The 15,120-nt window shown below is 46.5% G+C and carries 16 protein-coding genes; 5 read left to right on the forward strand and 11 right to left on the reverse strand.

What is annotated here, in order from left to right:
• From XBJ1_RS07150 to pcp, 4 genes are all read left to right on the forward strand, one after another.
• Positions 1 to 1,227, forward strand: coding sequence for an MFS transporter (locus XBJ1_RS07150; protein WP_012988165.1), 1,227 nt, complete (start codon positions 1 to 3; stop codon positions 1,225 to 1,227).
• Positions 1,228 to 1,909: 682 nt separating this feature from the next.
• On the forward strand, positions 1,910 to 2,638 hold the full coding sequence (locus tag XBJ1_RS07155; protein ID WP_012988167.1) for a DUF969 domain-containing protein: 729 nt from the start codon (positions 1,910 to 1,912) through the stop codon (positions 2,636 to 2,638).
• The gene (locus XBJ1_RS07160; protein ID WP_173346410.1) at positions 2,635 to 3,654 is read left to right on the forward strand and encodes a DUF979 domain-containing protein; all 1,020 of its coding nucleotides are present in this window, start codon (positions 2,635 to 2,637) and stop codon (positions 3,652 to 3,654) included. Before XBJ1_RS07155 ends, XBJ1_RS07160 begins: the two co-directional genes overlap by 4 nt.
• 20 nt (positions 3,655 to 3,674) lie before the next feature.
• On the forward strand, positions 3,675 to 4,322 hold the full coding sequence (pcp, locus tag XBJ1_RS07165) for a pyroglutamyl-peptidase I (protein ID WP_012988169.1): 648 nt from the start codon (positions 3,675 to 3,677) through the stop codon (positions 4,320 to 4,322).
• An 88-nt stretch (positions 4,323 to 4,410) separates the two neighbouring features.
• Here pcp and pgpA read toward each other — a convergent pair whose 3' ends face one another.
• The 11 genes from pgpA to queA form a co-directional block, all read right to left on the reverse strand.
• Positions 4,411 to 4,902, reverse strand: a complete 492-nt coding sequence (gene pgpA / locus XBJ1_RS07170; RefSeq protein WP_012988170.1) for a phosphatidylglycerophosphatase A — start codon at positions 4,900 to 4,902, stop codon at positions 4,411 to 4,413.
• The gene (gene thiL, locus XBJ1_RS07175; RefSeq protein WP_012988171.1) at positions 4,895 to 5,941 is read right to left on the reverse strand and encodes a thiamine-phosphate kinase; all 1,047 of its coding nucleotides are present in this window, start codon (positions 5,939 to 5,941) and stop codon (positions 4,895 to 4,897) included. The genes pgpA and thiL overlap by 8 nt, the downstream gene beginning before the upstream one ends.
• Before the next feature lie 101 nt (positions 5,942 to 6,042).
• Positions 6,043 to 6,459, reverse strand: coding sequence for a transcription antitermination factor NusB (nusB, locus tag XBJ1_RS07180; RefSeq protein ID WP_012988172.1), 417 nt, complete (start codon positions 6,457 to 6,459; stop codon positions 6,043 to 6,045).
• A gap of 29 nt (positions 6,460 to 6,488) precedes the next feature.
• A complete protein-coding gene (gene ribH, locus XBJ1_RS07185; protein ID WP_012988173.1) occupies positions 6,489 to 6,959 on the reverse strand; it encodes a 6,7-dimethyl-8-ribityllumazine synthase in 471 nt (156 codons plus the stop codon).
• An 89-nt stretch (positions 6,960 to 7,048) separates the two neighbouring features.
• Positions 7,049 to 8,158: a bifunctional diaminohydroxyphosphoribosylaminopyrimidine deaminase/5-amino-6-(5-phosphoribosylamino)uracil reductase RibD gene (ribD, locus tag XBJ1_RS07190; protein ID WP_012988174.1), complete on the reverse strand. Its 1,110-nt coding sequence runs from the start codon at positions 8,156 to 8,158 to the stop codon at positions 7,049 to 7,051.
• Positions 8,159 to 8,195: 37 nt separating this feature from the next.
• Positions 8,196 to 8,645 carry a transcriptional regulator NrdR gene (nrdR, locus tag XBJ1_RS07195; protein WP_012988175.1) on the reverse strand — a complete coding sequence of 150 codons (450 nt, stop codon included), beginning with the start codon at positions 8,643 to 8,645 and terminating at the stop codon, positions 8,196 to 8,198.
• A 127-nt stretch (positions 8,646 to 8,772) separates the two neighbouring features.
• Entirely contained in the window at positions 8,773 to 9,741 is a 969-nt protein-coding gene (gene secF / locus XBJ1_RS07200) for a protein translocase subunit SecF (protein ID WP_012988178.1), read from the reverse strand.
• A gap of 10 nt (positions 9,742 to 9,751) precedes the next feature.
• Complete coding sequence (gene secD / locus XBJ1_RS07205) at positions 9,752 to 11,599, reverse strand: protein translocase subunit SecD (RefSeq protein ID WP_071822459.1); 1,848 nt, start codon at positions 11,597 to 11,599, stop codon at positions 9,752 to 9,754.
• 28 nt (positions 11,600 to 11,627) lie between these two features.
• Complete coding sequence (gene yajC, locus XBJ1_RS07210) at positions 11,628 to 11,966, reverse strand: preprotein translocase subunit YajC (protein WP_012988180.1); 339 nt, start codon at positions 11,964 to 11,966, stop codon at positions 11,628 to 11,630.
• Between the two features lie 109 nt (positions 11,967 to 12,075).
• A complete protein-coding gene (tgt, locus tag XBJ1_RS07215) occupies positions 12,076 to 13,200 on the reverse strand; it encodes a tRNA guanosine(34) transglycosylase Tgt (protein ID WP_012988181.1) in 1,125 nt (374 codons plus the stop codon).
• Between the two features lie 70 nt (positions 13,201 to 13,270).
• Complete coding sequence (queA, locus tag XBJ1_RS07220) at positions 13,271 to 14,338, reverse strand: tRNA preQ1(34) S-adenosylmethionine ribosyltransferase-isomerase QueA (protein WP_012988182.1); 1,068 nt, start codon at positions 14,336 to 14,338, stop codon at positions 13,271 to 13,273.
• Positions 14,339 to 14,443: 105 nt separating this feature from the next.
• Between queA and XBJ1_RS07225 the strand changes: the two genes are divergently transcribed.
• Entirely contained in the window at positions 14,444 to 15,067 is a 624-nt protein-coding gene (locus tag XBJ1_RS07225; protein ID WP_012988183.1) for an ACP phosphodiesterase, read from the forward strand.
• Positions 15,068 to 15,120 lie beyond the last annotated feature (53 nt).

A 15,120-nucleotide genomic window follows, 5' to 3' on the forward strand; every position in this document is an offset into this window, starting at 1 on the left:
ATGTCAAGCCAGGAAAATAGTTTGAATTTGCGTTGGTCTGGCCTAAATGCCTTGCTGATCGTCAGTGCACGATTCGTATCTGATTTTGGCGCATTCCTGAATATGGTTGCGCTATCCACCTATGTTTACCTGCTTAGTGATAGCGTCATGCACGTCAGTATTTTTCTGGCCTGCCGTGTTGCCGGCGGGATCATTGCCAGCCTGATAGGTACTCCATTCTTCAGGCGATTTGCCGGACGCTGGCCACTGGTCTGTTTCGATTTATTGCGGGTCATTCTACTATCCCTGTTATTGGTGATACCAGCTTCACAGCAGTTACTGATCTTACCGATGATCGCTTTCGGCATTGGCTTAGGCAACTCGACGTTTGCCATCGGACTGAACAGCCAACTCCCTTACTGGGTACACGCTTCCCAACGCATATCAACCAACTCCTGGCTAACATCCGTCGCCGCCACGGGCGCAGTACTTGGCAGTTTGGTATCCGGTTTGTTGGTCGCCAGCAGTGGTTATGAAATAGTCTTTATCGTCAATATCATTACCTACCTGCTGGCCGCATTCTTGATTATGCCTTTGCGTTTCCTCACCCATCCTGAACAGAAAACATCGCGGGAACGGGGTAACGAATGGCGTGAGTTAATCCGCGGCTTACGTTGTGCTCCGATGCTGGCAGGAATGCTGTTCCTCAGTTTGGCCGACACCCTCGGCAGCGCCGCCCATAACGTGGGATTTCCTGTCATTTCTAAGTTACTTACGCCAGATAACGCCAGTACCACAATGGGCTTACTGCTGGCGACATGGGCGGTGGGAAAATTCAGTGGAGCGCGTCTGACCAGCTACCTGCTACGCAACCGCAATTTATTGAAGATGGAGAAACTCTTTTTTCTGGGCGTTGCGTTGATGTCGACCGGATTTATCCTTACTTTCCAACAAACCAGCCAGCTTTGGCTGCTCGTGTTTGCGGTCTGGGCAGGTATCGGAGACGGAATAGCTGAAGTCAGCCTGATTTCACGGGCGCAAAGTGAACCGGAAAGTTTACGCTTGCCGATTTTCAGTTTGCTGACACTATTACAGATGACGGGCTTTGGGATAGGTATGTTGGTGGTGGCACCGTTTTACGTCTGGTATCCCCCTTCCATCGTGATCCTGATATTTCACGGTTTGCCGCTTACTGTGCTAGTTATCATCCTAATCTGGATCCGGCGTTTTACTACAAATAAAGTGTAAGCCTCATTGTAGTTATCAATTTAAAAACCAGCACCGAAGTATTCTATATTGCTTTTCGCTGCTGGTTTTCCTCAATGAGGATAGACAACCCCGCCAGCTTGCCATCACCAACTGATTTAAGGGGGAAAGCATATCTGGCCACCCCAGCCTAATATATAGGTTATTAAATACGTGTAGAATCTCCAATTTCGTATAACGATGTTGCACTTGTATCATAATAATTATGGTGATCAGCTTATTATGTAAACTCACCTAAGTTTATAATAAAGAAAATTACCTTTATAAGTTGAAGATAATTACATCCACCAAAACACAATTATAACATAAATAGATATTGTTAAAAATTACATCCCAATAATGCTAAAAACAAAATTCACGATACCACATAATCATTTACCAAAAATATAATCTACATATCATTAATATGAATTTTTCATTCTTAAGCATCGATACTCTATAAATTTCGAGTTACAGTTAACAAAATATTTTTGGGAAATAAACTATTTTTCATTCAAGAAGTGATCTGCATTCCATTTTTACAATCCAATTCGAATTTTCTTTGCTTAATCCTTAATCACAATCTATTTATTGTTCAACAATACAAAATAATTAATTAACAATAATGGTAATTTAAACCAACAATATGACAACGTATTTCATTTATTCAATGGGGAAATAAAGTATGCAGCAAGCCATCAATTTCTGGCCACTGATCGGGATTGCCGTCATTATGATCGGGTTTATCCTTCGTTTTAATCCTGTTTTGGTCGTAACGGTTGCAGGGCTAGTCACAGGGTTAGCCGCCCATATGCCAATCACCAAAATTCTGGAAAAACTTGGCTCCGGATTTCTTAATACCTTGAATCTACCACTGACTATTTTGCTCCCTTTAGTCATCATTGGCCTTCTAGAAAGGCATGGCTTAAAAGAACGCGCCCAACGCTCGATTGCCCATATCAAAACTGCCACAACTGGACGTTTACTGATTGTTTATCTGTTTATACGAGAAACTTCTGCCGCGCTAGGGCTGACCAGTTTAGGCGGCCATCCGCAAATGGTACGTCCACTACTGGCACCAATGGCTGAAGGGGCGGCAGAGAACCAATATGGTCATTTGCCCGATCATATTCGCCACCGTATTCGCGCCATGTCCGCCGCAACTGATAATACTGGGCTGTTCTTCGGGGAAGATATTTTTGTCGCCTTCGGTGCCATTATTTTTATGCACAATTTCATGCTGGAATCTGGTGGTATCCAGACTGAACCTCTGCATATTGCCTTGTGGGGTATTCCTACCGCCATTTGTGCTTTCCTGATCCACTCGGTTCGGTTATATCGCCTTGATTACTATCTTGCCCGCGAAATTACTTCCCTGAATCATATGGAATTGACTAGCAAGGAGGCAAAATAATGTTTCAGTTACAGTATCTCTACTATCTGGCGGGATTCATTTTGCTCGTTGTCGCCGTGATGTCGTGGCGCGATCGAGCCAATCCTCGACGTTTGACCACAGGCCTGTTCTGGGGGCTATATGGCCTCATCTTCCTGATAGGAAACTGGAGTTATCAATTGATGGCTATCTGGATAAGCGACGAAGATCAAGCCCAGAAAATCGTCCATATCAGTGTTGGTACGCTAGTGATTATCATAGCGTTATTGGCAGGATTTGGTGGAGTACGTTTGGGAAACTACCATCAGCCTACAACGGAACAAAAACAGAAAAGTGCAGAACGCCTCGGCAATCGGTTATTTTTGCCTGCCCTGCTCATTCCCGTTGTCACGATAGTGGGTGTCCTGCTGTTTAACCATATTCCGGGACTACAGCAAACCGTTTTCGGTGCAGACAATCATTCAACGTTGGTGACGTTATTTTCCATTGCCCTCGGTTGTCTGGCTGGGTTAATCATCGCATTGCGCATGACCAGAGAAAACATCATGCAACCGATACAGGAAACACGCCGTCTATTGGATTCTATCGGCTCCGTGTTTATTCTACCGCAAATTCTGGCAACCCTCGGATTACTGTTTACGGCAGCAGGCGTAGGCACCGTTATTTCTTATCTGACTGAAAATTATCTGGCTGTCGATAATCGATTTATAGCGGTGATAGCCTATGTTCTCGGCATGGCTGTACTGACTATGATCATGGGAAATGCTTTCGCTGCCTTTCCTATTGTGACAGCCGGTATTGGTATTCCTATTTTGATCTTGCAACATGGCGGTAATCCAGCCGTAATGGCAGCCATCGGTATGTTTTCCGGTTATTGCGGTACACTGATGACACCCATGGCGGCAAATTTCAATCTCGTTCCCGCCGCCCTGCTGGAATTACCTGATCGCAACGCCGTAATCAAGGCTCAGATCCCCACCGGATGCACCTTAGTGCTTACTAATGTGTTTTTACTCTACTTTCTGATGTTCTTGTAAAACAACAATACGAAACGATTATGAAAACTATTTTAGTCACTGCTTTTGATCCTTTCGGTGGTGAAGCTATCAACCCATCGTGGGAAGCAATCAAACCATTACAAGGCAGCCAAGTTTTTGGTGCAAATATTGAGATTTGCCAGATTCCCTGCATTTTTGATACTTCTTTAGAACACCTTTATGCAGCCGTTGATAAGTATCAGCCTGAACTGGTGATTTCTGTCGGTCAAGCGGGCGGTAGGACGAATATCACCGTAGAGCGTGTCGCTATTAATATCAACGATGCCAGAATTCCTGATAATGCCGGCAATCAGCCGATTGATACCCCCGTTATTGTTGATGGCCCTGCCGCCTATTTTTCTCGTCTGCCTATTAAGACAATGGTCAATGCATTAAATACAGCAGGTATTCCGGCGTCAGTTTCCCAAACTGCCGGAACCTTTGTGTGTAATCATGTTATGTATGGCTTATTACATTATCTGGCTCAGAATACTCCCTCTGTACGCGGGGGGTTTATTCACGTTCCTTATTTGCCAGAACAGGCGGTAAAAGATGGTAATCAATCAAGTATGACGCTGATGTTGATGACGTTGGCGTTGAAAATAGCCATTGAAACAGCCTGGAAAAATACATCAGATATTGCTGTTACAGGTGGAGCTACTCACTAAAAAAAGAGGTAGACTCGAGGCGATAAAAATAAATTAGCCACTGAGTACAATGGCTAATCAATTATTAAACAACAATAAAAGTGAGAATTCAGAAAGGTAATAATGGGTAGAAATTCAGCAACCAAATAACAATAACTGCGAAAATTGCCGCAATAATGTCATCCAGCATGATGCCGATTCCACCTTTGACATAGCGATCGAACCAGCGAATCGGCCATGGTTTCCACATATCGAAGATACGGAATACCACAAAAGCCACCAAAACCCACTGCCAGTTGAGGACGGGAATCGCCATCAATGTGATCCATATGCCGATAAATTCATCCCAGACCACACAACCCGGATCTTCCACCTGCATAGCATCGGCTGCTTTCTGACAAATCACGCAGCCAATCACCGTTCCCAGCAGAATAACCAACCAAATGCCCCATTCAGGCAACTGCACCAACAACAACCAGAACGGAATTGCCGCCAGTGAGCCCATCGTACCCGGCATAATCGGCGATAAACCGCTACCGAAACCCGTAGCCAACAAATGCCACGGATTCCGCATCCTTAAGCGGCGTTTTGCATCATCCATGAGTTCCCTCCGTCTGATCATTCTGTGTCTGTTGTGATACCTGACAGACTGCTAACGGTTTTTTTTCAGGCTTAAAATGGTCGAAGCCTTTCAGATCCAGCTCAATTTCTTTATTTTTGTTAAAAAAGCGGATGCCTTCTGATTCTGGCCTGATTTGTCCAATACAGCAGAAACTGGCGCCGGTATGTGCCAATGCCATATTTAATGCACCACGGTTAAGTTCAGGTACAGTGAAGCACAATTCATAATCTTCTCCCCCTCCCAGCGCCCATGTTAATGCCTGCTCTGGTGTGGCATATTTCTGGACAGCCTCCGAATAAGGCAGCGCATCCAGATTAATACGCGCACCACATTGGCTGGTGGTCAAAATATGGTTGAGATCAGAAATCAAACCATCGGACAAATCAATCGCGGAAGTGGCCAGATCACGCAGTGCCTGCCCCTGTAAAATCCGAGGCTGTGGACGGAGATGACGTTTAACCAGCCAGTTGTGGATAGCGGTATCTTCCACCGTAAAACGATCTTGCAACAGTGCAAGCCCAGCAGCACTGTCACCCAACGTTCCTGTCACATAAATCCAGTCACCGTTTTTCGCACCAGCACGGCGTAACGCCCTGCCAGCAGGCACCAGGCCATGTACCGTCAGCGTCAGGCTCATGGGGCCTTTTGTCGTATCCCCACCAATCAACTGCATGCCATAATAGTTCAGTTGTTCAAACAGACTATCACTGAACCGCTTCAACCAATCCTCATTGACATCAGGCAACGTTAACGCCAGTGATGCCCAAGCCGGATCTGCCCCAACTGCGGCCAGATCACTGATGTTGACAGCCAGCGCCTTATAAGCCAAATCTTCCGGGGAAATGTCAGGGAGGAAATGAACACCGGCAACCAGCGTATCGGTTGTTACCGCTAATTCTTGTTTCTCTGCAACGGTCATCAACGCGCAGTCATCACCAATTCCTAGATTCACATCACGTCGGCGGATGACATGGCGATTGAAATAACGTGCAATGAGCTCAAATTCACCACATGCCATAATAGAATTCCAAAAAGTGACTAACGATGAGCACATGAGGCCGGAAAACCGGCCTCATGTGTAAAATCATCGAGTTATAATGGGGAACTCCTGGCAAGCAATCACTTTTTCTTGCGTGCTGCCGGGCCAGCTTTATCCAACACCCCATTCACGAATTTATGGCTATCTTCAGCACCAAACGTTTTTGCCAGCTCGATACCTTCATTAATAGCCACTTTATAGGGGACATCATCACGAAAGCTTAGTTCAAACATCGCAACGCGCAAGATGGCTTTTTCCACCTGACCTAACTCTTCAAGCTGACGGGAAAGGTAAGGAGCCATCAAAGCATCCAATTTTGCAGCATTGACCGCTACCCCAGTCAGCAATTCACGGAAATAGGTGATATCAACACCGGTTACGTCCTGCTCTGACAAAAACTGAAATTCAACATCAGCAATGTCATTTTTGGATAATTGCCATGAATAAATTGCCTGAACAGCACACTCACGAGCACGACGACGAGCAGCAGGTTTCACAAAATTCCCCTTAATTAAAACTAAAAAATTCAGCCTTTAATGGCTTTGATTACATTGATCATTTCTAATGCGGTCAAGGCAGCTTCCGCGCCTTTATTGCCCGCTTTAGTGCCAGCGCGTTCAATCGCTTGTTCAATACTTTCGGTTGTCAAAACACCAAATGCCACAGGAATGTCACTGGACATCGCTACGCTGGACAGTCCAGAGCTGCATTCACCCGCAACATATTCAAAATGGGCTGTACCGCCACGGATAACGGTTCCCAAAGCGATAACCGCATCATATTTTTGAGTCTCAGTCAGAGCCTTAACCGTTAACGGTAATTCATAAGCACCTGGAACCCAGACTACAGTGATATTGTCTGAAGAAACCTGACCGATGCGTTCCAACGCATCCAAGGCCCCTTCCAGCAGGCTGTCATTAATGAAGTTGTTAAAGCGGGCGATCGCAATGGCGATGCGGGCTTTAGGAGCTGCAACAACACCTTTGATTACGTTCATAGCCTTCCTTATACCTTATTCATATCCGCAGGGGCGCGGATCTTATCACATTCTTTTTCTCTACGTCTTGATTTATGTCCAAACTTGAATCAAGACGCTGGCCGCAAGCGAAGACGCACATCAGACCCAATCTGCCGGACATCAAACAGCGTGAATTCAGGCGCATCCGATAATTTTTGTAACTCAGGGATAGCAAACAGCCCACGGGCAGTATTTCCCAGCACTTTTGGTGCTATATAAAGGATTAATTCATCGACTAGCCCCAGTGATAACAATGCTCCCGCCAAAACAGGCCCACATTCAGCCCAAACCGAATTTATCTGACGTTTACCAAGCTGCATCATCAGCAAAACCAGATCAACACCTCCTCCGTGGGCAGGCAATACAATATGATCGACATTGTCAGGCCACTGCTGCTGATCGGTGTGAGTACGTGCTAACCAACATTGCCCCACCTGCTGTACAACTTGATGCTGTGGTGTTACGCGATTCTGGCTATCAACAATGATCCGGATTGGCTGACGTACTTGCTCTTGAGGATAAATCGCCTGTATTTCGGCATCCAATTCATGCCAGCGGACAGTTAATGAAGGATCATCTGCCAGTACCGTGGCACTGGAACTGAGAATAGCACTGCATTGCGCCCGGAACTGCTGCACATCCTGACGGGCTTCTGGCGACGTAATCCACTTGCTTTCACCCGATGCCAGCGCAGTACGTCCGTCCAGTGACGCGCCCATTTTCAGTTGCAAATAAGGGAATCCCGTGCGCATACGCTTGAGAAATCCCTTATTCAGCGCTTCTGCCTCCGCCATCAACACGCCATGCTCAACGGCAATCCCCGCCTGCTGCAATTTATACAAACCACGCCCTGCAACCTGCGGATTAGGATCTTGCATAGCGGCCACAACACGACTGATACCGGCTGCAATCAACGCATCGGCACAGGGAGGCGTCTTGCCGTGGTGACTACACGGCTCAAGGGTGACATAAGCCGTTGCCCCTTTTGCCTTGCCTCCGGCCATGCGGAGAGCATGTACCTCTGCATGAGGTTCACCGGCACATACATGGAAACCTTCACCGACAATGTGATCGCCCTGAACGATGACACATCCAACATTCGGGTTTGGAGATGTCGTAAAACGTCCCTGATTCGCCAGTTCCAGCGCACGGGACATATATTTTTCATCGAGAGTCATAGTTTTTGAAAGCCTGATTTTTTGAAAGCCAGCATATTCAATCTTGTAGTCTGGCAATTTCTTCGCCAAATTCGCGAACATCCTCAAAGCTGCGGTAAACAGATGCGAAACGAATATAAGCTACTTTATCGAGCTTTTTCAGCGCATCCATCACGAAATTCCCGATCATCTTGGATGGAATTTCTCGTTCTCCCGTTGCCCTCACTTGTGACTTAATATGGATAATCGCTGTTTCCACATCATCAGAGCTGACAGGACGTTTTTCCAGTGCCTTCAACATGCCGCGACGTAATTTTTCCTCGTCGAAAGGCTCCCGAATGTCATCACTTTTAATCACTCTTGGCATCACCAGTTCTGCGATTTCAAACGTGGTGAATCTTTCATGACATTCGAGACACTGACGACGACGGCGCACTTGGGAGCCATCTCCTACCAGACGGGAATCAATAACTTTAGTATCAACGGCTGCGCAAAATGGGCAATGCATATTGTTTCCTGACAGTTAACCGAACGGGAAGACAGTTTACCTTGAAGTGATAATGAAAAACACCCTGTCAGTAAGTACTCACAGGGTGTTTAAATAAACGATATCAGAACTAGATCGTATCAGGCTATTAAGGAAGAATGGAAGGCTGATCCGCCCCTTCTTTCTCAACTTTCTGCTGAATCATATGCTCACGCTTCATTCCCAGTTTCAAGGCCAGTGCAGAAGCAACATAGATAGATGATATCGTACCGATGGAAACCCCGATTAACATCGCCAGTGAGAAACCTTTCAGCATTTCACCACCAAAGATGTAAAGCATCAGAACAACGAGCAGCGTTGTCGCTGAAGTCATGATCGTACGGCTCAAAGTCTGAGTCAGGGAAACATTCATGATTTCATACGGTGTGCCACGGCGTATCTTACGGAAGTTTTCACGGATACGATCCGATACCACAATACTGTCGTTCAATGAATAACCGATAACGGACATCAACGATGCCACGATGGTCAGGTCAACTTCAATGTGGAATAACGACAGTACACCCAGTGTAATGATCACGTCATGCGCCAGTGCGATAACGGCTCCCAATGCCAGACGCCATTCAAAGCGAAAACCGACATAAATCAGGATGCTAATTAGCGCAGCCAGCAGAGCCATTGCTCCCGTCTGCGCCAGCTCGCTTCCCACACTTGGCCCGACAAACTCAACACGCTTGACGACTGCATCTTTGTCGATATTCGCGTTGATAACCGAGATAATTTTATTACCCAGTTCCTGCCCTGCATTGCCCGTCACAGGCGGCATTCGCACTATCACATCACGGCTACTGCCAAAGTTTTGCAGAAGCGGATCGGCAAAACCGTTTTTCGTGAGGCTTTCGCGCATCTTATCCAGATCGGCGGGTTTACTCAGGTTAATCTCGATTACCGTACCACCGGTAAAGTCCAGCCCCCAGTTAAACCCACGGACACCCATCGTAATGATGGAAGCGACCAACAACAGTAACGAAATCCCAAAGGCAACGTTGTCCCAGCGCATAAAGTCGATGACTTTACGCCCATAGTTTAATTGTTCAACAGTGTAATCCTGTGCCACAACGTGCTCCTTAAATTGACAGCTTATTGATACGCTTACCGCCGTACAGCAGGTTCACGACTGCGCGTGTTCCCACAATGGCAGTGAACATCGACGTCGCCACACCAATGCTGGTCGTGATCGCGAAGCCCTTGATGGAGCCCGTTCCCACTGCATACAGAATCACAGCAGTAATCAGCGTAGTCAGGTTTGCGTCAATGATACTGGAAAACGCACCTTTGTAGCCTTCATGAATCGCTTGCTGCACCGTACGCCCGTTACGCAGCTCTTCTTTGATACGTTCGTTAATCAAAACGTTCGCATCCACTGCCACGGCGAGAGTCAATACGATACCCGCAATACCCGGCATCGTCAGCGTCGCTCCCGGTAACAAGGACATGACACCGACGATCAGCACTAAGTTAGCCAGCAGAGCACTGCTCGCAATCAATCCGAACTTGCGGTAGTAGATCACCATAAACAGGATAGAAGAAATCAAGCCCCACAGACAGGCTTCAAGCCCCTGCTTGATATTCTGTAAGCCAAGGGTTGGCCCAATAGTCCGTTCTTCGACAATCTGGATGGGTGCGATCAAAGCACCTGCACGCAACAACAGCGCCAACTGACGGGCTTCATTCAGGTTGCCAATTCCGGTGATACGGAAACTATTGCCCAAACGAGACTGAATGGTAGCGATATTAATAACTTCTTCTTGCTTCACCAGAACCGAACGGCCATTGGCATCCTTCTTGCCACTGTCCTTATATTCTACAAACAGCGTAGCCATTGGCTTTTGCAAGTTGTCTTTGGTGAAGTTAGACATCGCACTACCGCCAGCACCGTCCAGAGAAATATTCACCTGCGGATTACCGTATTCATCAGTACTGGAAGTGGAATCCGTAATATGGTCACCAGTCAGGATCACGCGCTTGTATAACACAACCGGGTTGCTATCACGGGTATACTTCAGTTCTGAATCACCCGGAATCCGACCAGATACTGCGGCACTCTGATCAACATTACTGTTTACCAGACGGAACTCCAGCGTTGCCGTTGCACCGAGGATTTCTTTGGCACGGGCAGTATCCTGAATGCCAGGCAGTTCAACGACAATACGGTCTGCGCCCTGACGTTGAACCAGCGGCTCTGCTACACCTAACTGGTTAACACGATTACGCAGGATAGTGATATTTTGCTGTACCGCATAGGTTCGAGCTTCACGCAGGCGATCGTCACTCATAACGACTTTCAGCGTACTATTCGCGCCAGTGGAGAAGACTAAATCACGGTGACGGGGTTCAAGATAACTTTCCGCTTTGGAACGTGCATCATTATCGCGGAAACGGACTTCCACTCCATAGTTATCAAGCTTACGAACAGAGGAATAAAGGATGCCTTGATCACGCAATTCAGAGCGCAGGCTATCAATATTCTGTTCTTGTAGCTTACTCAGTGCGGTTTCCATATCCACTTCCATCAGGAAGTGAACGCCTCCACGCAGGTCAAGCCCCAGTTTCATTGGCTCAGCACCCACTTTACTTAGCCAAAGGGGTGTCGCGGGCGCAAGGTTCAATGCCACGACATATTGTTCTCCTAATGCGGAAACCAATGCTTCACGGGCACGAAGTTGAACATCAGAATTATTGAAGCGAGCAAGTATTGCTCCATTTTCCAGTGCAATGGACTTGCTCTTGATTTGTTCTTTTTCTAAAACATTACGGACTTGGTCCAGCGTTTTTTCACTGGCGGCGATGCCCCGCGCGCCAGTAATTTGTACAGCCGGATCCTCACCATATAGGTTGGGAAGTGCATAAAGCAAACCGATGAGGATCGCAGCGATCAGCATCAGATACTTCCACAAAGGATAACGGTTCAACACGGCAGTTCCCTTCGGGAAAATCGGAAAATCAAATAGCCTTCATTGTACCTTTCGGCAAAATGGCAGCGACGAAATCACGTTTGACAGTTATTTCAGTAGTGTCATTCAAAGCAACCACAACGTAACCTGTTTCAGACACTTTAGAGACACGACCCACTAAACCACCAGAAGTCAGCACTTCATCACCTTTGGCAATGGAATCCATCAGTTTTTTATGTTCTTTGGTGCGTTTTTGTTGTGGACGCAGGATCATGAAATAGAAAATCAAACCGAAAACAACCAGCATGATAATCAGAGAATATGGGCTTCCCTGAGATTGCGCTGATGCACCAGCAGATGCCGCAGCGTCAGAAATAAAAAAACTCATCAAATTTCCCTCATTGTTATCGAAAACATTGTTGTCAAAAATCGACAGTGGCTTGATCAAAAACCAGCCCAGTATGCTACACATATTGAGGCTGGTTAGTCACGCCAAATTATATATTTAACGACGGAACGGGTTTGCCAATCCGCTGATAAAACTCTTCAACAAACTGTTCCAGTTTGTTCTCTTCAATGGCTTTACGAATTCCGGCCATCAAACGCTGATAATACCTTAAATTATGGATTGTATTCAGCCTTGCACCAAGAATTTCGTTACAGCGGTCAAGATGATGCAGATATGCACGGCTATAATGGCGACAAGTATAGCAATCACAATGCTCATCCAGCGTAGAAGTATCTTCCTTATGTTTAGCATTGCGGATCTTGATCACACCTTCTGTCACAAAAAGATGTCCATTACGAGCATTACGGGTCGGCATGACACAGTCAAACATATCAATACCACGACGGACACCTTCAACCAGATCTTCTGGTTTACCGACACCCATCAAATAACGTGGCTTATCCTGTGGGATTTGCGGACAAACATGCTCCAGAATACGATGCATATCTTCCTTTGGTTCTCCTACGGCCAGACCACCCACCGCGTAACCGTCAAAACCGATTTCGACCAGTCCCTTTACAGAAACATCACGCAAATCTTCGTACACACTGCCCTGAATAATGCCAAACAGGGCATTTTTATTGCCTAACTCGTTAAAACGCTGACGACTGCGCGCCGCCCAGCGTAATGACATTTCCATGGAACGCTTCGCATAATCCCAATCTGCAGGATATGGCGTACATTCATCAAAAATCATGACGATATCGGAACCCAAATCATGTTGGATTTCCATGGATTTTTCCGGGCTGAGGAAAACGGGCGTCCCATTTATAGGATTACGGAAATGAACGCCTTCTTCTTTGATTTTACGCATCGCACCAAGGCTGAAGACCTGAAAACCGCCAGAATCCGTCAAGATAGGACCGTGCCACTGCATAAAATCATGCAAGTCACCATGCAGTTTCATGATCTCCTGCCCAGGGCGCAGCCATAAATGGAAAGTATTCCCCAACAGAATCTGAGCACCGGTTTCTTTAACTTCTTCCGGTGTCATGCCTTTTACTGTGCCGTAAGTCCCCACAGGCATAAATGCAGGCGTTTCCACAACACCACGTTCAAAAATCAGGCGGCCACGGCGAGCATTCCCATCCGTCTTTTGTAACTCAAATTTCACTTAACCTCCAGACATCAGAAAAACAGTCTGATGTTATGTTTAAACATCGTTCAAACCAGCCAAGCTGGAATTACGAGACTTTCTCTTTCGTTGCCATAGGGTTGCGATGAATAAACATCGCATCACCATAACTAAAGAAACGATACTTTTCGGCTACCGCTTCTTTATAGGCATTCATGGTATTTTGATAACCCGCAAATGCAGAAACCAGCATAATAAGCGTGGATTCCGGCAGGTGAAAATTGGTAATCAACGCATCAACGACTTGATACTCAAATCCCGGATAAATAAAGATTTGGGTGTCATCAAAGAATGGCTCAATCAGACCATTCTGACAGGCACGAGCCGCACTTTCCAATGAACGGACAGACGTTGTACCCACGGCTACAACCTTATTGCCACGCGCCTTACACGCCAATACCGCATCAACGACATTTTGCGGAACTTCTGCATACTCAGCATGCATGATATGGTCTTCGATAGTCTCCACCCGCACAGGCTGGAACGTTCCTGCGCCGACATGCAGGGTAACAAAAGCCATATCGACGCCTTTTTCACGCAGTGCTGCCAACAGGGGTTCATCAAAATGCAGCCCGGCAGTTGGTGCCGCAACGGCACCAGGGCGTTCACTGTAGACCGTCTGATATAACTCGCGATCCGACTCTTCATCAGGACGGGCAATATACGGTGGCAACGGCATGTGACCAATTTCATCCAAAATGGTCAATACATCACGATCATCATCAAAACGGATTTCAAATAAAGTATCGTGGCGTGCCAGCATTGTTGCCCTGATGCTTTCATCTTCGCCCAGCAGAAGCTCTGCACCTTCTTTCAGTGCCTTGGACGCACGAACGTGAGCGAGTACTCGCTTATTATCCAGCATCCTTTCTACTAAAACTTCCAATTTCCCACCCGTCGCCTTGCGACCAAACAAACGCGCAGGAATAACTCGTGTATTATTGAAAACCAGCAAATCACCGGCTTCCAGCTTATCCAGCACATCAGTGAAAATACCGTGCGTCAGCCCTCCGGTTTTGCCATCAAGGGCAAGCAAACGGCAACCACTCCGCTGCGGCTGGGGATAATGAGCAATCAGCTCTTCCGGCAGTTCAAATGTAAAATCAGCGACACGCATTTTATCTGTATCATTCAAAAAAACAGGCGGACTAGTCTAGTGCCGCACGCGCAAGGGTGCAACAAAGAAGCATATTAGTTTCACTATTTCCGGTATACTCTCGCTATGAATTTTCTCGCACATCTTCATTTGGCTGCATTATCGGAAAGTTCCTTACTGGGCAATTTAATGGCGGATTTTGTCCGTGGCTCTCCAAAAGGATTATTCAGCCCCGATATTGTAGAAGGTATTCGCCTGCACCGTAGGATAGACAGCCTGACGGACAGCCATCCATGGGTCACCGAAGCATGCACACTGTTTCGTAGCGAGTATCGACGCGTAGCTCCCATTACCCTTGATATCATCTGGGATCATTTTCTTTCTCTGCATTGGGACAAGCTTGAAAAAAATTACTCCCTGCCTGAATTTGTACATCTTGCCCGTAGTCAGATAGAGCCGCATCTTAGCTTCACGCCTGAAAAATTTCAGGCGTTGAACAAATATCTCTGGTCAGAAAATCTACTTATCCGCTATGCCGATATGTCATGCATTGCCAATGTACTGAAAGGCATGGCTCACAGACGCCCTAAATTATCGGCACTGGCAGGATCGTATCAAGATATCGAAATGCATTATCTTGATTTTGAAGCGCTATTTTGGAAATTCTATCCACACATGATGGCACTGGCGACCAATAAGCGACTGCTTGAGCAAGATATTTCGCCAGAACCTTGCACTTTTTCCAAATAGCTTTATCTTATTTAGGCTAAAAGGAATTAAAAGCAAATTATTGATAGGCAAAA

This window comes from Xenorhabdus bovienii SS-2004 (genome assembly GCF_000027225.1).
Lineage (GTDB): Bacteria > Pseudomonadota > Gammaproteobacteria > Enterobacterales > Enterobacteriaceae > Xenorhabdus > Xenorhabdus bovienii_C.

Bases quoted from the DNA above. Each gene is read 5' to 3' on its own strand.
- thiL (WP_012988171.1), bottom strand. From the start codon at position 5,941: ATGGCATGTGGTGAATTTGAGCTCATTGCACGTTATTTCAATCGCCAT.
- XBJ1_RS07225 (WP_012988183.1), top strand. From the start codon at position 14,444: ATGAATTTTCTCGCACATCTTCATTTGGCTGCATTATCGGAAAGTTCC.
- ribH (WP_012988173.1), bottom strand. From the start codon at position 6,959: ATGAACGTAATCAAAGGTGTTGTTGCAGCTCCTAAAGCCCGCATCGCC.
- XBJ1_RS07150 (WP_012988165.1), top strand. From the start codon at position 1: ATGTCAAGCCAGGAAAATAGTTTGAATTTGCGTTGGTCTGGCCTAAAT.
- ribD (WP_012988174.1), bottom strand. From the start codon at position 8,158: ATGACTCTCGATGAAAAATATATGTCCCGTGCGCTGGAACTGGCGAAT.
- yajC (WP_012988180.1), bottom strand. From the start codon at position 11,966: ATGAGTTTTTTTATTTCTGACGCTGCGGCATCTGCTGGTGCATCAGCG.
- pgpA (WP_012988170.1), bottom strand. From the start codon at position 4,902: ATGGATGATGCAAAACGCCGCTTAAGGATGCGGAATCCGTGGCATTTG.
- nrdR (WP_012988175.1), bottom strand. From the start codon at position 8,645: ATGCATTGCCCATTTTGCGCAGCCGTTGATACTAAAGTTATTGATTCC.
- pcp (WP_012988169.1), top strand. From the start codon at position 3,675: ATGAAAACTATTTTAGTCACTGCTTTTGATCCTTTCGGTGGTGAAGCT.
- XBJ1_RS07155 (WP_012988167.1), top strand. From the start codon at position 1,910: ATGCAGCAAGCCATCAATTTCTGGCCACTGATCGGGATTGCCGTCATT.
- queA (WP_012988182.1), bottom strand. From the start codon at position 14,338: ATGCGTGTCGCTGATTTTACATTTGAACTGCCGGAAGAGCTGATTGCT.